Annotated in this window: 21 protein-coding genes; 16 read left to right on the top strand and 5 right to left on the bottom strand. The window is 73.5% G+C overall.

Annotated elements, in window-relative coordinates; all coding sequences use genetic code 11:
- Positions 1-6: 6 nt before the first annotated feature.
- The 12 genes from HJG45_RS26430 to HJG45_RS29565 all read left to right on the top strand — a co-directional run bounded on the left by HJG45_RS26430 (position 7) and on the right by HJG45_RS29565 (position 14,913).
- Positions 7-351 (top strand): type IV secretion system protein VirB3, encoded by a 345-nt coding sequence (locus HJG45_RS26430; protein WP_171616752.1) that lies wholly within the window; start codon positions 7-9, stop codon positions 349-351.
- A complete protein-coding gene (locus HJG45_RS26425) occupies positions 344-2,761 on the top strand; it encodes a helicase HerA domain-containing protein (protein WP_171616750.1) in 2,418 nt (805 codons plus the stop codon). The genes HJG45_RS26430 and HJG45_RS26425 overlap by 8 nt, the downstream gene beginning before the upstream one ends.
- Before the next feature lie 14 nt (positions 2,762-2,775).
- Positions 2,776-3,474, top strand: a complete 699-nt coding sequence (locus HJG45_RS26420) for a type IV secretion system protein (RefSeq protein WP_171616739.1) — start codon at positions 2,776-2,778, stop codon at positions 3,472-3,474.
- Between the two features lie 8 nt (positions 3,475-3,482).
- Entirely contained in the window at positions 3,483-3,890 is a 408-nt protein-coding gene (locus HJG45_RS26415) for a hypothetical protein (protein ID WP_171616737.1), read from the top strand.
- Positions 3,880-4,812: a type IV secretion system protein gene (locus tag HJG45_RS26410; protein ID WP_171616735.1), complete on the top strand. Its 933-nt coding sequence runs from the start codon at positions 3,880-3,882 to the stop codon at positions 4,810-4,812. The genes HJG45_RS26415 and HJG45_RS26410 overlap by 11 nt, the downstream gene beginning before the upstream one ends.
- Before the next feature lie 52 nt (positions 4,813-4,864).
- Positions 4,865-5,020 (top strand): hypothetical protein, encoded by a 156-nt coding sequence (locus tag HJG45_RS26405; RefSeq protein ID WP_171616733.1) that lies wholly within the window; start codon positions 4,865-4,867, stop codon positions 5,018-5,020.
- A complete protein-coding gene (locus HJG45_RS26400; protein WP_171616731.1) occupies positions 5,017-5,820 on the top strand; it encodes a VirB8/TrbF family protein in 804 nt (267 codons plus the stop codon). Before HJG45_RS26405 ends, HJG45_RS26400 begins: the two co-directional genes overlap by 4 nt.
- Positions 5,817-6,806: a TrbG/VirB9 family P-type conjugative transfer protein gene (locus tag HJG45_RS26395; RefSeq protein ID WP_171616729.1), complete on the top strand. Its 990-nt coding sequence runs from the start codon at positions 5,817-5,819 to the stop codon at positions 6,804-6,806. Before HJG45_RS26400 ends, HJG45_RS26395 begins: the two co-directional genes overlap by 4 nt.
- Positions 6,803-7,900, top strand: coding sequence for a TrbI/VirB10 family protein (locus HJG45_RS26390; protein ID WP_171616727.1), 1,098 nt, complete (start codon positions 6,803-6,805; stop codon positions 7,898-7,900). Before HJG45_RS26395 ends, HJG45_RS26390 begins: the two co-directional genes overlap by 4 nt.
- A complete protein-coding gene (gene virB11 / locus HJG45_RS26385) occupies positions 7,897-8,940 on the top strand; it encodes a P-type DNA transfer ATPase VirB11 (protein ID WP_171616725.1) in 1,044 nt (347 codons plus the stop codon). The genes HJG45_RS26390 and virB11 overlap by 4 nt, the downstream gene beginning before the upstream one ends.
- The gene (locus HJG45_RS26380) at positions 8,940-10,793 is read left to right on the top strand and encodes a type IV secretory system conjugative DNA transfer family protein (RefSeq protein WP_254452806.1); all 1,854 of its coding nucleotides are present in this window, start codon (positions 8,940-8,942) and stop codon (positions 10,791-10,793) included. Before virB11 ends, HJG45_RS26380 begins: the two co-directional genes overlap by 1 nt.
- A gap of 397 nt (positions 10,794-11,190) precedes the next feature.
- The gene (locus tag HJG45_RS29565) at positions 11,191-14,913 is read left to right on the top strand and encodes an ATP-dependent RecD-like DNA helicase (RefSeq protein WP_217363045.1); all 3,723 of its coding nucleotides are present in this window, start codon (positions 11,191-11,193) and stop codon (positions 14,911-14,913) included.
- A 79-nt stretch (positions 14,914-14,992) separates the two neighbouring features.
- On the opposite strand, the gene mobF is transcribed toward HJG45_RS29565, so the two are convergent.
- Positions 14,993-19,459: a MobF family relaxase gene (gene mobF / locus HJG45_RS26370; RefSeq protein ID WP_171616723.1), complete on the bottom strand. Its 4,467-nt coding sequence runs from the start codon at positions 19,457-19,459 to the stop codon at positions 14,993-14,995.
- Positions 19,460-19,475: 16 nt separating this feature from the next.
- The gene (locus HJG45_RS26365; RefSeq protein WP_171616721.1) at positions 19,476-19,736 is read right to left on the bottom strand and encodes a hypothetical protein; all 261 of its coding nucleotides are present in this window, start codon (positions 19,734-19,736) and stop codon (positions 19,476-19,478) included.
- Positions 19,737-19,967: 231 nt separating this feature from the next.
- Between HJG45_RS26365 and HJG45_RS26360 the strand changes: the two genes are divergently transcribed.
- From HJG45_RS26360 to HJG45_RS26345, 4 genes are all read left to right on the top strand, one after another.
- A complete protein-coding gene (locus HJG45_RS26360; RefSeq protein ID WP_171616719.1) occupies positions 19,968-20,456 on the top strand; it encodes a hypothetical protein in 489 nt (162 codons plus the stop codon).
- Complete coding sequence (locus HJG45_RS26355; RefSeq protein ID WP_171616717.1) at positions 20,453-21,349, top strand: hypothetical protein; 897 nt, start codon at positions 20,453-20,455, stop codon at positions 21,347-21,349. Before HJG45_RS26360 ends, HJG45_RS26355 begins: the two co-directional genes overlap by 4 nt.
- Positions 21,346-21,984, top strand: a complete 639-nt coding sequence (locus HJG45_RS26350; protein ID WP_171616715.1) for a hypothetical protein — start codon at positions 21,346-21,348, stop codon at positions 21,982-21,984. The genes HJG45_RS26355 and HJG45_RS26350 overlap by 4 nt, the downstream gene beginning before the upstream one ends.
- A 245-nt stretch (positions 21,985-22,229) precedes the next feature.
- Positions 22,230-23,321 carry a histidine kinase dimerization/phosphoacceptor domain -containing protein gene (locus HJG45_RS26345; RefSeq protein ID WP_171616713.1) on the top strand — a complete coding sequence of 364 codons (1,092 nt, stop codon included), beginning with the start codon at positions 22,230-22,232 and terminating at the stop codon, positions 23,319-23,321.
- Between the two features lie 250 nt (positions 23,322-23,571).
- Here the strand turns inward: HJG45_RS26345 and HJG45_RS26340 are convergent, their stop codons facing one another.
- From HJG45_RS26340 to HJG45_RS26330, 3 genes are all read right to left on the bottom strand, one after another.
- The gene (locus HJG45_RS26340) at positions 23,572-23,922 is read right to left on the bottom strand and encodes a ribbon-helix-helix domain-containing protein (protein WP_171616712.1); all 351 of its coding nucleotides are present in this window, start codon (positions 23,920-23,922) and stop codon (positions 23,572-23,574) included.
- Complete coding sequence (locus tag HJG45_RS26335) at positions 23,909-24,553, bottom strand: AAA family ATPase (RefSeq protein ID WP_171616710.1); 645 nt, start codon at positions 24,551-24,553, stop codon at positions 23,909-23,911. The genes HJG45_RS26340 and HJG45_RS26335 overlap by 14 nt, the downstream gene beginning before the upstream one ends.
- A gap of 152 nt (positions 24,554-24,705) precedes the next feature.
- The gene (locus HJG45_RS26330; protein ID WP_171616708.1) at positions 24,706-25,665 is read right to left on the bottom strand and encodes an ArdC family protein; all 960 of its coding nucleotides are present in this window, start codon (positions 25,663-25,665) and stop codon (positions 24,706-24,708) included.
- Positions 25,666-25,799: the final 134 nt, after the last annotated feature.

Genomic DNA, 25,799 nt, shown 5'->3' with positions numbered 1-25,799 from the left:
GGCGCCGTGGAGCCCCTGGCGGAGGACCCGCTGCACGTCGCCGCGACGCGGCCGGCCCTGCTCTGGGGCCTGCCGCTGCCGCTGGCCCTCACCCTCGGGCTCGGCGGCGCCGAGATCCAGGTCGCCGTGCACGGGCTCAAGGGCGTCGCCTGGGCGGTGGCGATCGTCGCCCCGCTCTGGGTGGCGAGCCGCTTCCTGGTGGCGCGCGACTACAACGCGGTGCGGATCGCCTTCCTCTGGCTCGACACCTCGGCGCGCGCCTTCGACGCGGCGGACTGGGGCGGCGCCTCGGTCGCGCCGCTGCCGGTGCGGGAGGCGCGGCGCGGCCGCCGCGGGATGGCGCGTGGCTAGGGCCTTCCTCTCCGACCCCGGCTGGTCCGAGCGCGCGGCCGACGACTATGCGCCCTATGTCGGGCACGTCACCGACACCGCCGTGCTCAAGACCGACGGCTCGGTGCTCGGTATCTTCAAACTCGACGGCGCGCCCTTCGAGCTGGAGGACCACGCCGCGCGCAATGGGCGGCACCGCTTCCGCAACGCGGTGCTGCGCAACATCGCCGACGACCGGCTGACCGTGGTGGAGACCATGGTGCGCCACGACGGCGTGCCCCCCTTCCCGCCGGCGCCGCACCGCAGCGCCTTCGCCGCCGAACTGGAGGCCGAGTACCGCCGCCACGTCCTCGCCGGACGGGAGCGCGCCAACGAGTGGTTCGTCACCCTCGTCGTCCACCCCCGCGCGCCGGCCGCGAGCAGCTGGAAGCTGCTCCGCGCCCGCCTGGGGCGGCAGCCGGAGGCGGCCGAGGCCGGCGAGGACCTGCTGCGCGCGCTCGAGGACACGATGCTGATCCTCGCCAAGGCCTATGCCGCCTACCGCCCGGTGCGGCTCGGCCTGCGCGAGCGCGGCGGCGTGGTGTTCTCCGAGATCGCCGAGGCGCTGCGGCTGTTCCTCACCGCGCGCTTCCTCCCGGTGCCGCTGACCGACGGCTCCCTCGGCGGCGCGATCTACACCGACCGCGTCATCTGCGGCCGGCGCGGCTTCGAGGTGCGCGCGCCGGGCCAGCCCTCCTTCGGCTGCCTGCTGGGCTTCAAGGAGTATCCCGACCGGACGCGCCCGGGGATGCTGAACGAGCTGCTCGCGGCGGAGTGCCGGCTGGTGCTGACCAATTCCTTCCGCTTCCACAGCCGCGCCGGGGCGACCGGGCGCCTATCGCGCCAGCAGATCCAGATGCAGAACGCGGGCGACCGCGCGCTCTCGCAGATCGAGGCGCTGCACGTCGCCATGGACGACGTCGCCTCCAACCTCGCCACCATGGGCTCGCACCACGTCTCGGTGGCGCTGCACTGCGACTCCCTGGACGAGCTCGACCGCCGCGCCGGCGAGGTGCGGGCGGCGCTGACCAACGCCGGCGCCAACGTGGCGCTGGAGGACCGCGGCACCGAGGCGGCCTACTGGGCGCAGCTCCCGGGCAACGCGCGCTGGCGCACCCGGCCGGGCGACATCTCGTCGCGCAACTTCGTCGGCTTCTCCTCGCTCGACGGCTACCCGCGCGGCGACGCCACGGGTGGGGTCTGGGGCACGCCGCTGCTGCGGCTGCTGACCCCGGCCGGCACGCCCTACGACTTCTCGCTGCACGTGGACGACGTCGGCCACACCGCGATCTTCGGGCCGACCGGCTCGGGCAAGACGGTGTTCCTCGGCCTGCTCGTCGCCGGGCTGGAGCGGGCGATGGCAGAGGCGGGCGGCACGGTGGTGCTGTTCGACAAGGACAACGCCAACGAGATCCTCGTCCGCGCCCTCGGCGGGCGCTACCTGACGCTGCGCTCCGGCGAGGACAGCGGCATGGCGCCGCTTCGCGCGCTCGCCGACACGCCCGACGCGCGGACCTGGCTGCTGCGCTTCGCGGTCGGCCTGATCCGCGGCGATGGCGGCCCGCCGCCGGACGCGGTGGAGCTGAAGCGGCTGGCCAAGGGGATCGCCTTCCAGCTGCGCATGCCGCCGCGGCTCCGCTCCCTCGCCGGGCTCTGCGCCTGGCTGGTGGGCGAGGGCGCGGGCAGCGCCGGCAAGCGGCTGGAGCGCTGGGGCCGGGGCGGCGACCTCGGCTGGGCTTTCGACGGCGAGGCGGACCTGTTCGACCCCGATGCCGGCCTGGTCGGGGTGGACACCTCGGCGCTGCTCGCCGACGAGGCGGTGCGCGGACCGGCGGCGGCCTACCTGCTGCACCGCATCCGTTCGGTAATCGACGGGCGGCGCTTCGTTCTGGCCGCCGACGAGTTCTGGGCCTACCTGCCCGACGAGCGTTTCGCCCGCGCCTTCGAGGATTTCGCGCTGACGCTGCGCAAGGGCAACGGCGCGCTGGTGATGGCGACGCAGCAACCCGAGCACGTGCTGCGCCATCCCGTCGGCGCCACGCTGGTCTCCAACTGCCGGACCAAGCTGCTGTTCCGCAACGCCGACGCCGACCGCGCCGCCTACTGCGGCGGGGGCGCCTACGACGGCGGCCTCAACTGCACGCCGGGCGAGTTTCGCGCCGTGTCCGAGGACATGCTGGCCGGCCCGCGCTCGGTGCTCATCAAGCGCGATGGCGGTTCGGTGGTCTGCCGGGTCGAGCTGCCCGAGGCGATGGCCGAGCACGTGGCGGTGCTGTCCGGCCGCGCCGCCACCGTGCGTCTGCTGCGGGCGATCCGCGCCGAGCGCGGCACGGACGACCCCAGCGTCCTCATCCCCGAGTTCCGCCGCCGCCTGCGCGAGGCGGCCGCTTGAAGGAGACCCAGCCCATGCCGCGCGCCCCTCTCCTCGGTTCCGCCGCCCTGGCCCTCGCCGCCCTACTCGGAGCCGCCCCGGCGCGGGCGCAGATTCCCGTGACGGACGCCGGCGCGAACATGCAGCTCGTGCAGCAGGTGGCCTACGCGCTCCAGACCGTGCGCCAGCTGGAGGCGCAGTACCAGCAGCTCCGCTCGACTTACGAGGCGATCGCCCACACCAACTCGGTGACCGGCCTCGCCGGGCAGCTCGGCGGGCTCACCAACACCCTGCCTGGCGCCGGCCAGGTGCAGGGTTTGATGGGCGGCAACGCCTCGATCGGCGGCCTCGCCTCGACGCTCATGGGGCAGAACCGCGTCTACGCGCCGCAGGGAACGGACTGGGCCGCGCAGGAGATGCAGCGCCGGGCGCAGGCGACCGCCAACGTCCAGGCGATCGCTCTCCAGCAGATGCAGGCGACGGAGGGGCGCATCGCGGGGCTGCAACAGCTCGAGGCGGAGATCGACCGGCAGCCCGACCTCCAGGCGGTGAACGCGCTCAACGGCCGCATTGCCTCCGAGCAGACCTTTCTCGCGGCCCAGCAGCAGCAACTCCTGCAGCTCCAGGTCCTCCAGCGCGCGCAGGACCAGGTGGACGCACAGCGCGCCGAGGAAAGGCAGCGGCAGAGCGCCGAGCAGTGGCGCGACAGTCTGCCCGCACTGGGGGATAACTGATGTGCAGCGTGGCAACCGCCTTCGGTTTGTTGCTCGCCGGAGCGGTTGGCGGCCCGGCCCTGGCGCAGCGGGGCGAGGTGCACGATGTGCCCTGGTACCAGGCGCGGCCGCAGGTCCTCGACGAGACGCTGCGGCGCTGCCACCGCGACGCGCGGCTGATGGCGACCTACGATTGCCAGAACGCGGAGGCAGCTGCGGCCTCGCGCCTCGGACAGCGCTCGCTGCAGCCCACTACGCGCCCACCCGCGACCGGACCCGACGGATTACCGGAACCGGACTACAATCCCCGCACCAATCCTCTCGGCTATCAGGCCCTGAAGCGCGCCTGCACAGAACGCGGTCCAGGCTCCGCGATGTTCCTACCGTATTGCGGCCAGTTGGAGCGGTACGGCGGGGGAGGCGCGAGTGGCCGCTGATTTCTTCCAGACGATCGCGCAGCAGTTCGACGCCAACCTGATGCAGGGGGTAAACAACGTCATCAGCAGTGGTTTGGCATGGGCGCGACCGCAGGTGCGCGCCGGCGCTACGCTCTACGTGCTGATCACTGGGTATCTGGTCCTCACCGGGCGGCTCGACAGGAATGTGCTTGCGGGTCGAATCATCCGCATCGTCGCGGTGGCGGCGCTGCTCACCTCGGCCGGCACCTTCAACACCCTGGTACGCGACCTCTTCCTGGATACCATCCCGACCTCGGTCGGCTCCGCGCTGACGGGTTCCTCAACCAGCACCGGCGCTGCCGCAGCGCAGTTCGATGCGATCTGGAACGCGACGATGCGGGCCGCGGCCGGCGTGCTGGCGGAGGCGACGGGGTGGACGCAGGTGGGCGAGCGGGTCGCCATCCGCCTGCTCATGGCGGCCACCTTCATCCCGCTTGTGGTCATCTTCCTGATCTGGATCGTCTGCCGGGTGGTGATGGGCCTGGTGATCGCCCTCGGACCGTTCCTGATCGGCCTGTGGCTGTTCGACGCGACCCGTCCCTTCGTGCAGCGCTGGGTCGGCAAGCTGGTGTCGCTGACGCTCGTGCAGGTCTCGGCCGCCGTGCTCCTGCAGCTGCTCATCACGGGTTTCACCACGTATCTCCGCAGCGTCCAGAACAACATGGGCGCCGGGCTGGACGAGAAGATCGCCTCCTTCCTCCAAGTCGCCGGCTGGTACTGGTGCGGCCTGCTGCTGATGGCCGGCCTGACCACCGTCGCCTACTCCATCGGCGGCGGCCTCGCGACCTCGGTCGCCCCGGTCACCGCGGGCGCGGCCCACTACGCCAACGCCGCGGCCGGGGGCGCCGGCCGCGGCGGCAAGGCCCTCGCCGCCGGCGCCTACCGCATGGTCTGGCGCTGACATGCGCGCTCCTCCCCGCCCCTGTCCAACGCGCAACCCCGTGACGCCCCGCATGAAGCCCGTCCTGCTCGCCCTCGCCGCTGCCGCGGCGCTCGCCGCCTGCTCCAACGACCCACCCTCCTGCCGGGGCGAGGTCTTCCCGCTCAACCCCGGGCACGTCGCCGCGGTGGCCGACCTCCCGCCCCTGTCCGCGGGGGCCGCCCGGTGAACGCGATCCCGAAGGCCGGTGCCGCGATCGGGCCGACGGCGACCAGCGGCGGCCCGTCCGAGGCGGAGATGGCGGCGAGTGTCGTCATCCCCCGCGGCGAGCTGGAGCGGCTCTACCGCGAGACGCAGGAGCGGCAGCGGCGCGAGGCGCGCCGGGCCCGGCGCGGCGGCATGGCCAAGAATGTCGCCATCGCGGGCCTGCTCGGCGTCGTGGGCCTGCAGGCGCTCGCGGCGGTCTACCTCTTCCCGCTGGTGCGGGTTGTGCCGGTGATCGCCGTGCCGCAGCCGGACGGTTCCATGGCCGTTGTCGCCCACGGGGACGCGCTACCACCGGCGGTGCAGGAGCGCGCCGTGCGCTCGACCCTGTTCCAGTATGTCCGGCTGCGCGAGGGCTGGTCCTCCGGCGAGGCACAGTACGCCTACGACGTGGTCAGCCGCATGTCGGCGCCGCGCGTGCGCGAGGCCTTCCAGGAGTGGTTCAACCTGGCGGTGCCGCCGGGGCCGCAGGCGGTCTGGGGCACGCGCGCCGTCGTCACCGTCGAGCAGCTCTCCGGCGCGCTGCTGCCGAACAACACGGCCGAACCGGACCAGATCTACCAGCTCCGCTTCCGCCGGACGGAGCGCGCCCAGGGCCGCCCGCCCGTCGTCACGACCTGGGTGGCGACGCTGCGCTTCCGCACGGGCCAGCCCATCGCCGCGGGCGACGGCACCACCTTCAACCCGCTCGGCGTGCTGGTGACGGAATATCGCCCGCCGGAGCGGGAGGGCGTGCCGGCCGGGCCGACGGGAGGCCCACTGTGACCCGCCGCCTCGCTGCCCTCGTCCTCGTCCTGCCGTTCCTGGCGGGCGTCCCGGCGCGCGCCATGGAGACCCCGAGCGGGAGCGCGCGGGACAGCCGCATCCGCACCGTCGCCTACGACCCGAACCAAGTGGTCAAGCTCTACGCCGTGCCCGGCAGCACGCTGACCATCCAGCTCGCGGCGGGCGAGACCGTGGCGGGCCTCGCGGTGTCGGACCAGTCGCTCCTCGATCCGCCGCGCGAGGAGGCCCCGGCCGGCCCCCTGGCGCTCGCCGGTGGGGGCGCCGCGCCGCGCAACGGGCCAGCGGCGGACCGCAATCTGCTGACCGCCGTGCGGGGCAATTTCGTCATGCTCAAGCCACTGCGCGAGCTCGACCCGCAGCCGCTCTTCATCATCGGCCGCAGCACCGACCCGACCACGGGGCGGGAGGTGATGCGCGCCTACACCTTCGAGCTCTCCACCCGTGCCGGGCCGCTCACCGAGGGCACGCCGGACACCTACTACCTCGTCCGCTTCGCCTACCCCGCCGAGGAGCGCGCGGCCGCCGCGGCGGCGGCCCAGGCCCGGCGCCAGGCCGCCGCGGCGCGGGCGGCGGAGGCGCGGGCGCAGCGCGAGGCCCGTGCCGCGCGCGACCGCCTCGCCACGGCGGCTGCGCCCGCGGCGGCGAACTGGCGCTACGACGGCCAGGGCGACCGCGGCCTCGCGCCGTCGGAGACCTGGGACGACGGGCAGAGCACCTTCCTCCGCTTCCCCGGCAACCGGCGCATCCCGGCGATCTTCGCGGTGCTGCCGGACGGGCGCGAAGCGGCGGTGAACTACTCCGCCTCGGCCGACGGGCTGGTGACGGTGCACGGCGTGCTCGCCGCGCTGCGCCTGCGCGACGGGAAGGAGGTGCTCTGCATCTTCAACCGCGCCTACGACCCGACGGGGCGCAACCCCGGCACCGGCACGACGCGCGCCGACGTGGTGCGGGAGGTCCGGCCATGAGCGAGGCCACGGCACGGGGGGAAGGCGCCGGGGCCGACCCGGCCGTCTCCGCCGTCTCGGGCGGGCGGCGGCTGCTCACCGCCCGCGAGAAGGTGGCGATCGGCGCCGTGGTGCTCGCCGCCTGCGGCGCGGTGGCGCTCTGGCCTTCCGACCGGCACGCACCCTCGCGGCAGGAGCCGCAGGCAATCACGGACGGCGGGCGCAGCGTGCCCTACCGCCCGCTGACGGTCCCGGAGCCACCGGCGGAGCCGGTGGCGCGGGTCGCGATGCCGGTGGTGAACCCCGGCATGCCCATGCCCACCAGCGGCGGCGCGCCGCTCGTCCGGCCGAGCCCGTCGCCGATCATGGCCTACGAGGACCGGGCCGCGCCGCCCCAGCAGGGCATGGCGCCGCAGGCGGTGCGCGCGGCCGGGCCGGAGGGCGGCGGGCCGCGCGCCGCGCCCGAAGACGCGCTGTCGTCGCGGCTCCGGCCCTCGCGCCTGCAGCCCGCCCGCGCCTCGGTGCTGCGCAACCCAGAGCTGACGGTGCCGATGGGCACGCGCATCCCCTGCCTGCCCGAGATGCCGATCGACAGCTCGGTAGCCGGGTTCTTCTCCTGCGTCGTGCCGGTGGACGTGCGCGGCGCGACGGGAACGGTGGTGCTGATGGAGCGCGGCACGCGCATCGTCGGCGAGGTTCGCTCGGCGCTGGCGCGCGGCTCGCGCCGGCTCTTCGTGGTGATGACCGAGGCGCTGACCCCGAACGGGGTGGAGATCGCCCTCGACAGCCCCGGCGCCGACGTGCTCGGCACCGCCGGCCTCGACGGCGAGGTGGACACGCACTTCTTCGAGCGGTTCCGCGGCGCGATGCTGCTCGCCTTCATCGACAGCGGCCTGCAGGCGGCGGCGCTGGTGGCGAGCAACGCCCTCGCCCGCGAGCGCGGCGGCGTCAGCTTCTACCAATTTCAAGGCGCCGGCCAGCAGGCGGCGAACACGGCACTCTCGGCCGACATCAACATCCCCTCCACCCTGCGCCGGAACCAGGCCGAGCCGATGACGGTGTTCGTGGCACGGCACCTCGACTTCTCCGATGTCTACAGGCTTGTACCGCGGTGAACGGGGAGGCCGCCGCCCAACTCAACTTCGCGCTGGCGCCGGTCGCCCCGGCGCTGGCGGACCCGCGCACGGAGGAGCTCTGCATCAACCGCCCCGGCGAGTTCTTCCTCCGCCAGGGCGGGCGCTTCGCGCGGCACGCGGCGCCCGCGCTCGACTTCGAGGCGCTGGAAGCGGTGGCGATCCTCGCCGGGGCGCTGCGCGGGCAGCGCGTCGGCGCCGAGCGCCCGCTGCTCTCCACCGACCTGCCGGCCGGGCACCGGCTCCAGGCGGTGCTGCCCCCCGCCGTGCCGCCCGGCACGGTCAGCCTCACCTTCCGCCGGCCCTCGGATGCCGTGGCGCCGCTCGCCGGCGTCGCCGGCCGTTACGACACCTCGCGCTGGAACCGCTGGGAGCAGCGGCGCGAGGCGCGGCAGGCGGACAGCGCCGAGCTGCTGGCCCGCTTCGACGCAGGCGACGTCGAGGGCTTCCTGCGCGGCCTCGTGCTGGCCCGGCGCAACATCCTGTTCTGCGGGGCCACCGGCAGTGGGAAAACTTTTCTGTCCAAGACGCTGACCGCCGAGATCCCGATGGCCGAGCGCATCCTCACCATCGAGGACGCGCTGGAGCTCGTGGTGCCGCAGCCCAACTGCGTCCGCCTGCTCTACAGCAAGGGCGGGCTGTCCGAGGGCGGCGTCACCGCCGACGCGCTGCTCCAGGCGACGCTGCGGATGCGGCCCGACCGGGTGCTGTTGCAGGAGCTGCGCGACGAGGCGGCCTGGGTCTACCTCAACGAGGTGATGACCGGGCACCCCGGCAGCCTCACCACCATCCATGGTGCCGACGCGCCGCAGGCGATGCGGCGGCTGTTCAACCTGGTCAAGGGCACGCCACAGGGCGCCGCCTACGGCGACGCGACGCTGATGGACATGCTGGCGACCGCGGTGGACGCGATCGTGCCGCTGCGCAGCGAGGCCGGCGGCTACGCCATCCGCGAGGTGTGGTTCGCCGACGACGCGGCCCGCCGCGGCGAGACCGCGGCCGACCTGCTGCGGGTGGCCTGATGCCGCTGCTGGCCCGCGCCCCTCGCCTTCCCTCGCCCCGGATGCTCCTGCTGCTCGGCGGCGCCGCGGCCGTCATCGGCGTCGCCTGGACGCTCGCGGCCTCCGCCGTGTTCCTCTGGGGCTCCGGCCTTCTGAGGTTCTTTCCTTTCGAGGGCCATAGCTGGCTCTGGCAGTGGTGGAGCTATGCCCTCTGGGCGCCGCCCAACGCCATCGTCTCCCGCTGGCTGAGGATCGGCGCTGCCGTGCCGACCGGAGTTCTCGCCCTCGCCGCGTGGCGCCTGGCGGGACTGCGGCGGACCCGCATCCGCCCCGGTGGGGTCGTGCGCGGCGTGTCGGACAACCACGGGCACGCCGACTGGATGACCATGGCGGCGGCGCGGAAGCTCTTCCCCGGTCCGCACCCGGCCTATGGCGGGGTCGTGGTGGGCGAGGCCTACCGGGTGGACGAGGACCGGGTGGCGAAGGTGGCCTTCGATCCCGCCGACCGGCGCACCTGGGGCATCGGTGGCCAGGCGCCACTGCTGATCGACCCCTGCCGCACCGGCCCGACGCACAGCCTGGTCTTCGCCGGCTCGGGCGGGTTCAAGACCACCACGGCGGTCGCGACCCTGCTGCACTGGACCGGCTCGGCCGTCGTGCTCGACCCCTCGCGCGAGCTCGGGCCGATGCTCCGGGCGGCGCGGGAGGACATGGAGCACCACGTCGTCACCCTCGACCCAGGCGACCCGGAGGGCGGCGGGATCAACGTGCTCGACTGGATCGACATCGGCGACCCGCTGGCCGAGACCAACGTCCAGGCGGTTGTCGGCTGGATCTTCGGCGAGGCCGAGGCGGGCGGGGGCGACGAGGACCGCTTCTTCCGCAAGTGGGGTAAGCAGCTCGTCGCCTGCCTGCTCGCGCACATGCTGTGGGACCCGGACCTGCCCGCGGCGGAGAAAACCCTGCGCACTCTGCGCGCCGGTGTGGCGACGCCCGAGGACCGGATGCGCGCAGTGCTCGCCGGCATCCACGCCAGTTCGCGCAGCCCGATGGCGCGCGACCTCGCCGGCTCGCTCATGCGCATCGTGGACGAGACCTTCTCCGGCATCTACGCCAACGCCAACGAGGGCACCTTCTGGCTTTCGGTGGGCGCCTACGCCGACCTGGTCTCGGGCGGCGCGGAGGGGGCGCCGGCCTGCCGCACCGCCGACCTCGCGGCGGGCAAGCTCACCGTCTTCGTCCAGGTGCCGCTGAAGGCGCTAAAGGAGACGCCCGCGGTCGCGCGCGTGCTGGTGGGCGCGCTGCTGAACGGGCTCTACGAGGCGGACGGCGCGGTGGAGGGGCGGGTGCTGTTCCTGCTCGACGAGGTGGCGCAGCTCGGCCGCATGCGCATCCTGGAAACGGCGCGCGACGCCGGGCGCAAATACGGCATCACGCTGCAGCTGCTTTATCAGTCCGAGGGCCAGGTCGCCGAGCAGTGGGGGTCGCACGGCCGCAACGCCTGGTTTGATGGTGTGGCTTGGCGCCTCTACGCCGCTGTGCAGAACACCGACACCGCGCGGTCGCTTTCCGCCGCCTGCGGCGAGCACGCGGTGATGGCCGAGAGCGAGGGTGACAACCGCGGTAGCCAGGGCAAGGCCTTCGAGGTCGGCTCGCTGTCAAAGGGCCGCAGTACCAACCGGCACGAACTGAAGCGCGCGCTGATCAAGCCCGACGAGCTGCTGCAGGACACGCGCGCCGACGAGGCCTTCGTGCTGGCGCGCGGCGCCAAGCCGCTGCGCTGCGGTCGGGCGATCTACTTCCGGCGGCCGGAGATGGCGGCGCTGGTCGGCGCCAACCGGTTCCGGCCGGAGCCGCGGGCGGCGGCGGAATAGAACGGCAGGGGAGAAAGTGATGGCAAACGACGAGGCGGGACGCCGGGACGCGCGGCGCCAGGAGCAGGGGCGGCGGGCAACGGCCTACTGGACGGGCGTGGCCGCAGCCGGAGAAGCAGCGCGCCTAGGGCGGCGCGCCGCCGAGCGGCACGAAGCTGAGGGGGCGGAGGGGCGAGGAGATGCGGGCCGGGAGACCTCTGGTCGATCTCCTTTGACCGACTCACGGGGCGGCAACTTACCCCCGACGCCTCCTCGACATACCATTCGGTCGTAGCCGGCGGAGCGTTGGCCTTTCTCGCTGCCCTGCGCCCGGCGCTATTATCGGTGGAACAATACGGCAAGGCGTATGATGATTGCAGGAGCCCGGCGACTTTCGCGGCAGCATGTGACGATTCGGGTGCCCTGGCACGACACCGGCTGGACGGGCCGGGTCTGCGCAGCTCCCTCGGCGAACACCTCTTGCCTGGTGCTGTCGCGCATCGCGAAAGGCAAGCGGTCCGACCAAGACGCCCTGGCGGGCCGCCCTTTTCTCGAGTTGGAGCAGTCCGAGCTCCCACCGTGCGTCGAGGAGCGGGTAAGCTTCCTTTCTGAGCACGATATCATTTTGCGGAAGCAGCACCCCTACAAGATCCGGAGCCCCGAGACACACGGCCATTTCGGCGAGACTGTTCTCCGGCTGGAGGCATACTCGGCAGCCTGCGTCCCGTTTGGCTGGATGCTGCGGCGCCAAGTCGAGGGCGACGAGCGCGGCGGCATTGTCGGCAAGGCCGATGCGCTGCGGCTCGGCTACGACCCCGCGCGGGAGCCCGAGCTCCCCTTCGAGACCAGCTGGATTCAGGACAAACACAACCAGCTCGTGATGCTCGACACCTTCTTCGGCGCGCTCGAGCCGCAAGGATCGCTCTGCGTGTTCTACGCGAAGCGCACGCCGCTGGCCGAAGACAACCGCCGCGTGATCATCGGAGTGGCGCGAGTCACGGGTGTCGGGGGTGCCACCGAGTACAATTACACCGCTCCCGGCCCGCTTGAGGGCGTGCTGTGGGAGCGCTGCGTTCGCCACTCGCTGCGGCCCGGCGGCGCATCGGATGGCTTTCTGATGCCGTACCACAATCTTCTGGCTGGTGCGCAGGCCGACCCGACGCTCGACCTTGCGAGTTGCGTAGCGTTCGCACCGGACGACCAATTCAGCGCCTACTCCTATGCTTCCGAGCATCTGGATGATGACGCTGCGATCGCGTCGCTCCTGGCGTGCGCGGCTGCACTGCGGGCCTCGGCCGAACGCGCCGAGGTCGAGGTCGGCCCAGCACTCAAGTGGATTGACGCAGAGATCGCGCGGTTGTGGACTGCGCGCGGCATCTACCCTGGGCTGGGGAGCGCGCTTTCCGCCTTCGGGCTTGACCTTGGCGGCCTCCTCGCGCACGAGATCGTCCGCGCCGGCGCCGAAGAGGGTAAGGTGTTCGACGCCTTTGCCTTCATCGACGCCTTCGTGGCCGACCCCCGGCGCTTTCCGCAAGGCGAGCAACTAGGCTTTGGAGCGAGCTTCCGCGAGAAGTGGAAGGGGCTGCCGACCGACCGCCGTCGGCTCCTGGAATTAGTGGGGCGTTGTAATCTGCATCCGGCCCAAGCGCTCCGTGCCTACCAACCGAGCATTCGAACCTTCGTGCCAGCGGCGACGGACGCCGACATTATCGCCAATCCATACATCATGTTCGAACGCGACGAAGCGGCAGTTGACCGGATCAGCTTCACCGCGATCGACCGCGGCGTGTTCCCTGGCAATGCCGTGCGCGAAGCGGCGCCGCTGGAGCCGCCGGCGCGGATGGCCGATGCCATCGACAGGCGGCGCGTGCGCGCGCTCGTGATGGACCTCCTGGAGCAAGCAGTCAGCGAGGCAGGGCACACGTTGCTGCCACGTAGCTGGGTGGTAAGGCGCGCCCACGCCGCCCCGCTGGAGCCGAAATGTGCCGTCGATGAGGACGTGCTCGCCACCAATGCAGATTGGATCAAGGAAGGCCTCGCCGAGGCTCGGACCGGATCCGGCGAGCCGGCGTACAAGCTGAAGCGCTACGTCGCGAGCCGGGACATGATCGGCTCGGCGGTCCGCAAGCGGGTCGCTGCCAGGCGGCATGAGCTGGCACACGCCTGGCGCAAGCTCGTTGATGCGGAGCTCGGCCAGCTGCCGGCGAATGCGGATGACCGGAAGGAGGAAGAGCGCGCCCGGCAGGAGAAGGCCGCCGCGCTCGAGCTGCTCGCGCGGTCGCGCTTCTCAGTGCTGATCGGCCCGGCCGGCTCGGGCAAGACGACCTTGTTGAAGATCCTGTGCGATCTTCCTCAGGTGCGTGATCGAGGGGTGCTGCTGCTCGCGCCGACGGGCAAGGCCCGAGTCAGGCTTGAGGAGGCGACGAGACGCCTAGGTCAGGGCAAGACGCTCGCGCAGTTTCTCCAAGGTCTGGACCGCTATGACGGGGCAAGCGGGCGCTACTACTGGAATCCGGCAGCTCCGCGCGAGAAGGGGTACCGCACAGTCATCGTCGACGAGTGCTCAATGCTGACGGAGGACCAGCTTGCCGCGCTCCTCGATGGCATCGAGGGCGTTGACCGCCTCGTGCTCGTCGGCGACCCGCGCCAGCTGCCTCCGATCGGCGCAGGCAAGCCGTTCGTCGATATATGCCGCCAACTTGCTCCGCCCGAGCAGCCGCCGCTCTTCCCACGCTTAGCCGACGGCTACGCCGAGCTGACGGTGATCGGACGCCAGCGTGGCAGCGGGCGAGGCGATGTTTTGCTAGCTCGGCAGTTCAGCGGAGAACCGCTGGACCCCGGCGCTGACGAAGTGTGGGACGCATTGGCCGAAGGCACGCTCGATCACGTGCGCGCGGTGCGCTGGGCCGGACCGAGCACTGTGGAGCAAACGCTTGTCGCCGAGCTCGTCTCCGGGCTCCAGCTGTCCGGGCCTGACGACGAAGCGGGCTTCGAGCAGAGCCTTGGGGGGAGCTCATACGAGGGCAATATCTACTTCTGGGCAGCGCGCGAAGTCGGTGGGGAGGGCGGTGCCGCGTCGTGCTCGCATAATTGGCAGATCCTCTCGCCGATCCGCGCTGGGCTGGCCGGCGTCGATGCGCTGAACCTCGCCGTGCAGCGCCGTTTCCGGGTGAAGGCAAGGGCGTGGGCAGAGCAGACCCGCTGGGCGAAGATCCCCAAGCCGGCGGGTCCGCAGGGACTGCTGTGGGGCGACAAGGTCATCAATGTCCGCAACAACGGCCGCCGGCGCACCTATCCCGCTCAGAAGAACGCGTACGTGGCCAACGGAGACATTGGCATCGTCGTCGGTGGCTTCAAACGGGGAAAGATGACGAAGCGGCCACGCCACCTCGAGGTCGAGTTCAACAGCCAGCCCGGCGTGCAGTTCACTTATCCTTACTGGGAGTTCAGCGGCGACGACGGTTCGCCGGAGCTAGAGCTAGCCTACGCGCTGACGGTGCACAAAACGCAGGGCAGCCAGTTCGGACAGACCTTTCTGGTCCTGCCCAAGCACTGCCGACCGCTCACCCGCGAACTGCTCTACACGGCGCTGACGCGGCAGCGGGACCAGCTGGTCATCCTGCATGAGGACGATGTCGGCGCGCTGCGGCGCTACGCGGATCCCGCGGCCTCCGAGATCGCGCGCCGGATGACCGACCTGTTCCAGGAGCCGCTACCAACCGAGGTGGTGACGGCGGCCGGACCAAAGTTCCTCGACCAGCACCTCCTACATCGCACCAGCCGCAACGAGCTGGTGCGCTCCAAGGCTGAGCTGGCCATTGCCGAGAAGCTGATCGCCATGGGGGTGAAGTACGTCTACGAGCAGCCGCTGGTGCTCGGCGGACGGACGCGCTGGCCCGACTTCACTATCGAAGACGACGCGAGCGGCATCATCTATTATTGGGAGCATCTCGGGCTCTTGTCCGATCCGGCCTATGCGCGCCGCTGGGCGGCAAAGCGGGCTGCGTACTTGGCAGAGGGTGTTCGGCCGATCGAGGACGCAGCAGGTGCCGATCGCGTGCTGATCGAGACGGGCGAGGTCGAGGGCGCGGGTCTGGACATGCTGGAAGTGGAGCGGCTGGCCAGAATCGTCCTCGGATGAAGGTGGGCAGCCTCGGAGGGGGCCGCGACAACGTCTCCCCGGCGAGAGGGTGCGGCGCCACGCCTGATCGGCCCAGCCTCTACATCCGCATCCCGCGGCTCTGCCGTCGTCCTTGCTGCTCTTGTTCGGTTCTAGGTGTGTTCCTTTGCAGCATTCCTTGCTCCTGCTGGCGGTCGAGCATCACCCCTCGCTCGTATTTGGGTAGGACGGCATCAATGGCCGCGACCACCGCTTCCAGACCCTGCCGCCGCGCAAGGTCGTTCCAGTCTGTCCCGCGCTCGCCCGGCGCGAAGGACGGCAGCGCGGCGACGCCGCCCACGGCCGCTGCGGCGGCCTCGGCCCGCTCGCGTCCGACGTTCGGCAGCGGCGGCGTGCGGAGCGGCAGGTGCCGGTCGTCGTCGCCCGCGACCACGATGGGCCGGGCCGGGTAGGCCGCGCGGTAGGCCCGTGCCACGGCTTCGAGGTTGTGCGCGTTGAAGGCGACCGCGACTGGCAGGCCCGTCGCGGCGTGCAGGGTGGCGCCGGTGGCATAACCCTCGGCTACCAGCAGCGGCGTGCCGGCTTCCAGCCTGCCGATCAGCAGGTGCCCGCCCTCGGTGCGGGCGCCCTTGAGGAACAGCTTCGACCCATCCGCGCCGATGCGCTGCAGGCCCCAGAGGCTTCCGTCCACCCCCTGCACTGGCACCAGCAGGTTGCCCTTCTCGTCCACCCGCAGCAGTCCGTGCGCGGAGACGCCCTTGGCGGCGAGGTAGGGATGCATCTCGGCTGGCCGCGCCGCCGCCCAGAGCCGGTGGGCGAGGCGCGCCGCCCGGCGCTGCTCCTCCGAGCGCAGTGCCACGCGCCGGGTCGCCCGGGCGGCCGTCGCCTGAGCGAGGGCCGCGCGCTCCTCCGGCCGCAGCGCGCGCGGCGCCTCGGCCTTCCAGCGCACCTCCTCGCCCGTGCGGTGGTTGCGGATGTAGCCCGCGGGCCAGCCGTCGAGGTGCCCGACATAGGTGCCGGAGCGCTGGCCCTTGCGGTCGCCCTCCACCGGCACGCGCCGCAGCGCGCCGTCCATCACCACCGACTCCGGCGGGCGCAGCCCGGCCCGCCGCAGCGCCTGCGCGAAGGCCGCCTCCACCTCGCCGGCGGCGAAGGCCCGCGGCGGGGCGTCCCCGCGCCGCTCGTCCTCGCGCGGCGCCCCGGCCGAGGCTTCCCGATGCCCATCCCGTGCCACCCTGCCCCTCCCCTGCCCCATGCCTGCCAGCGCCGCCCCGCGCTCCGCCAGCGCGATCCAGAGCCGGTCGGCGACCGCCGCGACCGCCCGCGCCTCCTGGCGGCGCGTCGCGGCGGTGCGGAGCACACCGGGCCTCGGGCCGTGGTCTGGGCCGGCGTCCCTCGCCGTTGCGGCGGACCGCCGCGCCGCCGCAGCCCGGTCGCGCATCGCCTCGGCCGTCCCCGCGGCTTCCCTAGGGGAGGGCTGGCCCTCTGGCCGGGCGGACACCCCGGCCCCCTCCCCTGCCCGCGCGAGCCGGCCGGCGAGAGTCCGCAGCGCCTCCCAGCGCGCCTCCAGCGCCCGGCGGAGCCGCGCAGCCGCCTCGGCCACCGCCTGCGCCTCGCGCCGTTGACCCAGCCGGCCGGCGAGCGCCGTGGCGGGCCGGCCCTCGGCCGCCCGCGCCTCCGTGCCGCGGAAAGCGCCCTGCATCGCCCGCGCCGCCCCGCGCCCGACCTCGCGGGCGCGGTCGAGGAAATCCAGCGCGCTCTCCTTCTCCGGCCGGCGGGCGAGGTTGCGCGCGAGGTTCTCCCAGGCGTCCTCGGCCGTGACCGGGCGCGGGTCGCCGAGCATGCGCCGCTCCGCCGCCTCCCGCCGCTCGGCGCCGTCGCTGCCGACGAGCCAGGACCGTTCGCGGTGCCGGCTCTCGGCGACGTAGCCCTTGGCGCCGCCGAGCGCGGCCGAGCCCGCCGGCAGGGCATTGATGTGCTCGGTGCTGGTGAGGCCCTGGGCCGCGTCCACCGTCAGCACATCGCCATGGGCGAGGCGCACCCGCCCGGTGTCGCGGTCGGCGAGGGTCTCCCAGCGCACCAGGCCGACGCGGCCCTCCGCCGTGCGCAGTCGCAACCCGGCCGCCTCGATCCCGCGCACCTCCAGCACCGAGCCGTTGTTGCCGATGTTGCCGACCGTGCCGCCCTCGAAGGTGGCGTTGGCGCGCCCGAACAGCCGTACCCGGTCGCCGACGGCGAGCGGCAGGGGGTAGGCCGCGCCCGCCTGGTCGGCGGCCCGCAGGGTCACGAGGTCCGGCCCGAGCTCGCCCATCGCCCGCCGCTCCTCCCGGATCGCCGCGGCGACGGCGCGAGCGTCGGCGTTGGTCGGCGCGGTGACGGTGATGGAGAAGGAGGGGTCGTCGTGGTTCGCGGCCCGCCGCTCGGCCCAGAGCGCGGCGGCGCGGCGCACCGCGGCATCGTAGCCGCCCGGCACCAGTTCGGCCGTGCCGTCGGCGCGCTTCATCGCCAGCGCCTCGGCCGCGCGCCCCGCACGGAAGTGGCCGGCGATCTCGCGCTCCCGCTCGGTCCGCTGCCGGCGGGTGGTGACGATCTCGGGGATCGCCTCCTCGCCCAGCGCCCGACGCAGCAGCGAGACCACCGGCCCCGCCTCGATCGCCGCGCACTGCCGGTCGTCGCCGAGCGCCACGATCCGGAAGCCGTGCCGCTCGCGCAGCCGCAGCAGCTCCAGCATCTGCCGCGCGCCGACCTGGCCGAGCTCGTCCAGCACGACGACGCTCCGCGGGCCAAGCGCGACCTCGCCCCGAGCGGCGCGGTCCAGGAAGGGCGCAAGGGCGGCGCAGCGCTCCCTGGCGATGCCGGCCTCGGCCAGCGGCTCGGCCTGCCGCCAGGCAAGCGCCACCCCGTGAACCTCCGAACCTTCTGAGGTCCACACCTCCACGAGCGGGCGCAGCAGCGTCGTCTTGCCCGAGCCGGCGGCGCCCACCGCGACGGCGAGCCGGCCGGCGTCGCCGAGCCGGTCGATCGCCGCCCGCTGCGCCGCCCCGTGCGCGCCGGAAAAGTCGAGCCCGCTCCGCGCCACCGCCGCCGCGATGGCCTCCCGCGGCAGCGCAGCCGAGCGGTCGGCCGCCGCGGTGCGGGCGAGGCGCACCAGCTCGGCCTCCTGCGCCTCGTGCAGCGCGGTAGTGATCCGCACCTCGCCGCGCTCGCCCTCGCGCCCCCAGACCAGCGCCGTCGCCCGCCCGTCCTGCCGCACCCCGCGCTCGCGCATGGCGCGCGTGACCGCGTCGATGTCGGCCGCGTCCTCGATCCCGGAGGCGATCAGGCCGCGCGCCGCCGCGGCGCGCGCGTCCGCGCCGGCCAGCACGGAGCGTCGGGCGAACTCCGCCTCCAGGAAGGGCAGCGCCGCCCGATAGGCGCGCGCCAGCCGCTCGGCGCGCGCGGGGGCAGGCGCCGGCCCGCGCGGGTCCACGGCGCTGCGGTGCCGCCAGCCGAGCGCCGCGGCCTGGGCGTGCCAGGCCGCGAAGTCGCCCATGTCGTCGGCCTTCCCCCGCCGGCTCGCCCCGGCGCCGCCCTTGAGGAAAGCGATCTTGCCCTCGGGCGAGAGCCCGTCCCAGTCCACCCCGCGGCGTCGCGCCTCGGCGCGGGCGGCGCCCTCGGCATCGCGGGTGCGCTTGCTGAACTCCTGGCAGACCCGCTCCGGAACGGCGGGCAGCCGTGCCATGCCGGTGCGCGGGTCGAGCTCCACCGCCACGCCGATGCGGCGGAGGTTCGCGGCCAAGCGCGCCTGGTAGGTGGCGCCGAACTCGTGGATGCGCCCGCGCGTCGCGGCGAGGTCGAGCGCGCCGACGTGGCCGGCATCGGTGACGACGATATTGGGCACGGCGCAGTGGGTGTGGAGCTGCGGGTCGCCCGCGACCTTCACCGTGTGCAGCTCGGTCTCCACCACCCCCGTCTTCGGGTCGGCGCGGGCCAGCTCGACGGTTGGACGGCTGGTGTAGTGCTCGAAAGCGATCCAGCCGATGTGGCCCGGCTCCGACCCGCCCCGGCCGCCGTCGCCGCGGCGCGCCACGCCGATCTCCCCGGCAACGTAGCGCAACGCCGCGTCCACCGCGTCCTTGTGCGCCTGGAGGATGGAGCCGCGCTCGGCCTCGGTCTCGGCAAAGGCCCAGGCCAGCGACACGCTCTTCGGCGCCGAGAAGCAGAGGTCGATGTAGGCGACGGACCGGGCGCCCGCGGCGGCGTTCGTCTGGAGCTCGCCCCCATCCGCCCGCAGCCCGCCGAGGATGTTCGCCACCGCCTCGACGCCGGGCGGCGCGTTCGGGTCGAGGCCAAGGATCTCGGCCACCCGGGGGTGCAGGTCCCGCCGCGGCGTCGGCACCACGCCGACCCCAGGCAGCCTGGCCGCGTCCGCCGCGTCGAGTTGGTGGTGCGGCCGCACGCCCAGGCCGCGGGTGTAGTACTCGGCCACCCCCAGCCGCTCCGGCGACAGCGTCTCCTCCAGCAGGTGCTCGGCCATCGCCCGCGCGGCCGAGGGCGCGGCGACGGCCCCCTTGCGGAAGGTCAGCACGACCGGGCGCGCCCGGTCAGGCCGGCGGGGTCCGGCGCGACCCGGCGGCCTCGATCCGCTGCAGAAGGGCAGTCTGCTCGTCCAGGCGCCCAACGACCTGGCGCAGCAGCTCTGGCAGCTCGCTCTCCGGCGGTTCACCGGTGGCGGCGTCCAGGATCGCGCGCAGCATCTCGGTGTGCGTCTCCTGGGTTTCCACCATCAGCCGCAGCCCCTGGGTGAGGGCCTCGACCGAGGTCCGCAGCTTCGCCAGCTCGACCGTGACGGCGTTCTCGGGCATGGTTTGTTCTCCCCCTCCCGGCCGGGGAGGGAACCGCCCGTGCCCCGCGTTCCCGATCCCACCACGCGCGACACGCGCGGGCAAGCATCCGCTAGGATGCATTGGTCTGAGTGAGCCTGCTCTCCTTCCCAGCTTCCACGCCTCATCCACGCCTGCTCAACAATCGTTCAACGGCTCTGCCGCGGGCCTTCCGCGGTTGTTCCACGCCGGAGGCCTGGGTAGCCTCCGCGGATGCCAGCCAAGCCCGAGGGCAGCCCGGAGGAGGACGAGTTCGCCGCCCTGCGGCGGGAGGTGGCGCGCAGCGGCAAGACCACCCGCTCGCCGCTCTACCGCTGGATGCGGGCGCGGCGGACCACCTTCGCCACCTTCCTCGCCGAGGAAAGCCCGACCTGGGAGGCTGTCGCCACAGCCCTGGCCAGCCGCGGCTTCACCGCGGCGGACGGCGGGCCGATGAACCCCGAGACCGTGCGCCACGTCTGGTGGCGCGTCCGCCGCGACGCCGCGGCCGAGGCGAAGCGCAAGGGGCGTCCCTTGCCCGGTCCGGCCGCCCCTTCCCCGCCCCCTCCCCTGCCCGCCGCGCCGGAGCCGCGCGCGGCCGCCCCTTCGTTCGGCCTGCCCCTGCTCGACCCCGAGGAGCCGGCGGCGGACGAGCCCGAGTTCAAGCCCGCGACCCTGCTCGGCAGGGCGCGCCGGCGCTCAACCGACGGAGACCCGACGTGACCCAACGCAAGGCGCCCAAGGGCGCGGCGATCACCCCTTTTGCGGCCAGTGCCGCGCTCGACGGCGAGGAGGAGCTGGTCGTCGGCCTGCCCCCCGCCACCGCGGCGGCGGAGGCGCGAGCCGCCCCGCCCGCGCCGGCGGTGGACCTCTCGGGCCGGGCCAAGGCCTGGTTCGCCATCGGCCCGGGGCGCAGCGGCAAGACGACGCTGCTGCGCTACCTCGCCGAGGTGATCCTCGACGGCGGGCGCGAGGCGGTGTTCGCCGCGCTCGATCCGCAGAACCGCTCGCTCACGGGCTTCCTGGGCGGCGTGCAGGAGCCGCCGACCAACGACGCGGCAGCGGTGGCGAAGTGGCTGGAGCGGCTGCTGCGGCACCTGATGGTGCACCGGCAGTCGGGGCTGCTTGACCTCGGCGGCGGTGACACCAGCCTCGGCCGGCTGCTCGCCGACGTGCCCGACCTCGCCGACGCCATGGAGGAGGCCGGGGTGTCGCCGGTCGCGGTCTACACGCTCGGCCCGCGGGTGGACGACCTCGCCTCGCTCGCCTCCTTCGAGGCGCGCGGCTTCCGGCCGCGGGCGGTGGCGATCCTGCTCAACGAGGGCCTCGCCGACCCGACGCTGCCGCGCGAGGAGGCCTTCGCCCGCGTGCTGCGCCACAGCGCCTTCCGCGCCGCGGTGGCGCGCGGGGCGGTGCCGCTGTGGATGCCGCGGCTGGAACCCTCTGTCGCCGCTGAGGTGGAGGCGAAGCGCCTGCACTTCTCCGACGCCCGCGACGGACAGTCGCCGGAGGGGCGCCAGGTCGCCCCGCTCGGCCCCTTCGACCGCAGCCGGGTACGCAAGTGGCTGGAGGCGATGGAGGCGGAGCTGGCGCCGATCCGCACCTGGCTCCCGTGACCGCGACGCGCGAGGCGGTGGAGCTGGCGGCGGGCGACGCCCCCTCCCCTGCCCCGGCCGAGGACGCGGACGCGGCGATCCGCGCGGCGCAGGCCGAGCTGGAGCGGGCGGTGGCCAAGGCGTCGCTGCAGAACGACCCGATGCGTCATGCCTTCGCCGGGCTCTCGGCCGCGCTCGGCGCCTTCGCGGCCGGGATCGAGGCGGTGCGCCGGCCGCTCGACCCGGCAGCGCAGGCGGAGCTTGTCCGCAAGGCCGCCGCCGCGGCGGCGGACGGCGCCCGGCGGGAGGCGGCGCGCCTCGCGCTCAGCACGAGCCGCCGCTTCGCCTTCGGCGCCGGTCTCGGCGTCGCGCTCCTCGTGCTCGGCGCTGCGGGCGGCGGCTACGCCTGGGGCCGCGCCGAAGAGGCCGCGCGCGCCCGCGACGCGGCCGGTGGGCTCGCCGCGGCGCTGCGGGACGGCTCCGCCTCGGCGCGCGCCTGGCTCGGGCTGATGGAGAACAACGACATCGAGGCGGCGCTGCGCCGCTGCGAGGGCCGCACGGTGTGGGCGGACGCCACTGGCCGCCGGGCCTGCGCGGTGGCGCTCTGGCTCGATGCTCCGCCGCCCACGGCGCCAAGCGCTTCTGGAAAGAATTAAGGATAGAACCTTCATAGGTTCTATCCTTCTCGCCTTCGGGGAAATCTCAATCTGGCGCTTGCGACCAGGGTGGATCTTCGCGGCCGTCGCGAGCCAACCAACTGCACGTCCGCCGGTTTGTCTCGCACCGCCAGTAGCGGTCGGATGACGCTGCAATGCCCAACAGCCAATCGTTGAGGAACAATCTCGGCCAGACCCTTGAACGGGTACGTCGTCACCAGTCCGTCTTGCTCGACTTCGCGCGAGTGGCCGCTGAGGCCACCGAGACGCAGCGCCTGCTCGACCTCGCCTGCCAGCACGCCGCCCGCGGGACGGGCGCGCCCCTGACCAAGGTGATGCGCTACCGAAGCGACAAGGGGGACCTGCTGGTCGTCGCGGGCAAGGGGTGGAGGCCTGGCATCGTCGGCCATGCCAGGCTGGGCGCCGACATGATGTCGCCGCCCGGCCAGAGCTACCAGACGCGGGAGTCCGTCCTCAGCGGCAACATCGGCGAGGACCCGGACCTCCGCTACTCCTCTCTGCTGCGGGACCACGGTGTCGTTTCAGTCCTGAACGCACCGATTGCCGTCGACGGGGTGGTCTGGGGCGTGTTGGAGGTGGATCACACCGCCCCGGACGCCTTCGGTGAGGACGACCAACGCTTCCTGCTCTCCCTCGCCCTGACGCTCGCGCTGGGCATCCGGCACCGCCAGGGGCAGGCTGCTCTGGAGCGCAACGCCGAGGAGCTGGGGCGGCGCCTCGCCCAGGCCGACACCTACATGCGCGAGCAGAACCATCGGGTGCGGAACTACTTCCAGATGATCCTCTCGATCCTGGCCAGCCGCAGCCGGAAGGCTTCCAGCGAGCAGCTCCGGGCGGACTACCGGGAGGTCATGGACCGCGTCGCCGCCGTCGGCCTCGCGCACGACCTGCTGACCGTCGAGAGCGGCCAGAGCGTCGTCGATGCGGCGACCTACCTCGACGCGCTCTGCTCGGGGCTGGAGCGGAGCATGGGCGACGAGCTGCGCATCGAGCGCGACCTCGAGCCCCTCCAGTTGCGCCCCGACCGCGCCGTGCCGCTGGGCCTGGTGCTGAACGAGCTGGTGACGAACTGCCTCAAGTACGCGGTCAACGACCGGCCGGACGGCTTCGTCAGCATCTCCTTCCGCGTGGACGCCGGGACCGACGAGGCGGTGCTGGTGGTCCGCGACAACGGCCCGGGCATGGGGGAGCAGCGGCCAGGCAGCCTGGGGCTCCGGCTGGTACGGTCCCTGGCCGCGCAGCTCAGCGGACGGGTCGAGATCGACAGCTCATCCACGGGGACCGCGGTGACGATGACCTTCCCGCTCGTCGTCTGAGCCCGACGCCATGCGTCTCCCCACACCGTGCGCCTGCCGAGGGGCCCGCGATTGCGCATCGGCCCCAGATACTGCATCCGTCGAGTTGTGAATGGCCGCTTCCACCCACGGATGGCCGAGCTATCCATGTACGACGAAGCAGCGCCCGTCCGGTTTTCTCAGTATCAGATGCCGGTCTCCCCTGCCGCGGTCCCGCGCGCCGCGAGCGCACCGCAAAGGTTTTCACCTTCTGAGGTTCCCAGGACCGCAGCTAAGAACCTCCATTCCGGAGCCGCCCCGCCGCCCGCCCGCTCGGCACGTTGGCGCTGACCGGCTTGAGCGGCGGCAGGCCCCGCTTCTGGAGCAAGAGGTTCCACGCCTCGTGCCCGAGCTTCTGCAGGCTGAGGTTGGTGTCGAGGCTGAGCTGGCGTAGCCGGCGCCGGTCCTCAGGCGCGACCAGGATGTTGACCGGCACCACGGCGGGCGCGCCGCGCGCCTCCTCCCCGGCCGGCGCCGCCTCGCCCCCCTGCCCCGCCACCGGCTTCGCGGCCTCGGCCGGCGCCTCGTCCTCGATGGGCGACATGACCTCCGCGAGCGAGCGCCCGCGCCTAGTGCTGCTCATGGGCGACCTCCTGCAGCCAAGCCCACACGGTCCTGAGCTCGGCGTGGGCGTCGCGCGCGGCGGCACCCCGCATCTCGCCCACCCCGCGTCCCTCCAGCGAGGCGTCGAGATAGACCGCGCGGTCGGCGATGTGGGTGGGACAGACCGGGACGGGGTAACGCGACAGCGCTGCGCGGGCGTCGCGGGCCCGACCCTCGTTCTTGGCGGCGTTGACCACCAGCACCGCCCGCTGGCCGAGGCGGCGGAGGATCTTCAGCGTCTCGCCCACCGCCTCGAGGTCGTCGGGCGACGGGCGGACGGGCACGATCACCAGGTCGGCGACCCGCGCCGCCTCCGCCTCGGGCTCGGCGACCGCCGGGCGGGTGTCCACGAACACCGCCCCGCCGCCTGGCCGCTTGCGCAGCGTCGCCGCGGCGGTGGTGAGGTCGGTGCCGTCGAGGTCGATCAGGTCGGGCCGCTCGGGCGCCGGCTGGAGCGCCTGGCGCCGCTGCCACCATTTCGTGGTGGTCTCCTGCGGGTCGCGGTCGATCAGGAGGCTCGGCGCGTCCTCGCCGGCCAGCACGGCGAGCTGGCGGGCCAGGGTGCTCTTGCCCGCGCCCCCCTTCTGGCTGATGAGCGAGAAGATCTGCACCTCTGGTCCTCTGCATGCCCCGAGTGTCTGCACTATGAAGGTTCTGGCCTGGAAAGGCCAGCGCCTTTGGATGGCGCGCAGCGCCGCCGCTTGCGAGCCGCGAAGCGGCCCGCGCCACCGGGGACTGGGGCGGCTGCCGCCCTGCCCGTCGCCTACGCGGCGAGGCTCGGCGCCGCGTCGCTCCCCTGCCCCGCCCCCGGCTGGCGCGCGTGCATCCAGTCCGTCGCCGCCTGCGCCTTGGCCGCCGCCGTGAAGACCGCGCGCTTGTCGCCCCGCAGCACCATGAGCCAGGAGGCCACGTACTGCGCGTGGTCCGGCCGGGGCTTGGCCGCGAGGCCGAGGTCGGCGCAGAGGAAGGCCGCCCCGAGCTCCGCCACCAGTTCCTCCGCCGCGTAGGCCTCCGAGCCGAAGCGCCCGGACAGGTCGCGCCCGCACCGGCCGGGCGCTGCGGTCCAGTGGACGTGCTCGTGCGCCGAGGTGGCGTAGTAGGCCACCGCGTCGCGGAACGCCGCGAAGGGCGGCAGCCGGATCAGGTCCTGGCCCGGCACGTAGCAGGCCCGCGCGCCGCCGTGCTCGACCCTGGCACCCAGCGCCGCGAAGAAGGCGTCGGCGCACGCGATCCGCTCCGCCTCGGGCAGCACGGGCAGGGCAGGGGGCTCGTAGCCTTCGACCTGCGCCGCGTTGAACACCGCGTAGCCGCGCGCCAGCAGCCGCCGGCCCCGGCCGGCCGTTTCGTCCTCGCCCTCGTCCCCGGCCTCCTCGGCGCCCCGCCCGTCCAGCACGCGCCAGAACACCACGGGGCTGGCCTGCTCGCCCTTGCGCACCTGCGCCCCGAGCTCCTGCCACTGGCGGTAGGTGGCCCAAATGCCTGTCGCATGACCCGCCGCGTGCGCCGCGGCCCAGAGCGCCAGCACGTTGACCCCGCGGTAGGGCTTGCCGGTCGCCGCGTTGACCGGCGCCGCCGCGGGCCGGCCGTCCGCCCCGGCGTGCCAGGGCATCCGCCAGTCGCCCGCCTTCGCGCCGGCCTCGATCGCCGCCACGATCCGGTCCGTGACCCGCTGGTAGACGTCGGCCCGCTCGATCCCCGTCTCGTTCGCCCGGTCCCTTGTCATGCCTTGCTCTCCCTTCGTGGCAGCGGGAAGCAGCCCCGCTGCTTCCCTGCCCGTCGGCGAGACCGGGAGCGGGAGGGGGGTGCCCGCGGCCGGGCGCGGCCGGGCTGCGAGGGAGCGGGCCGCAGGCTTGCGAG

This window comes from Roseicella sp. DB1501, from assembly GCF_013112485.1.
GTDB lineage: Bacteria > Pseudomonadota > Alphaproteobacteria > Acetobacterales > Acetobacteraceae > Paracraurococcus.
The sequence above is the reverse complement of the archived record's forward strand: the minus strand, read 5'-3'. Positions and strand labels throughout refer to the sequence as shown.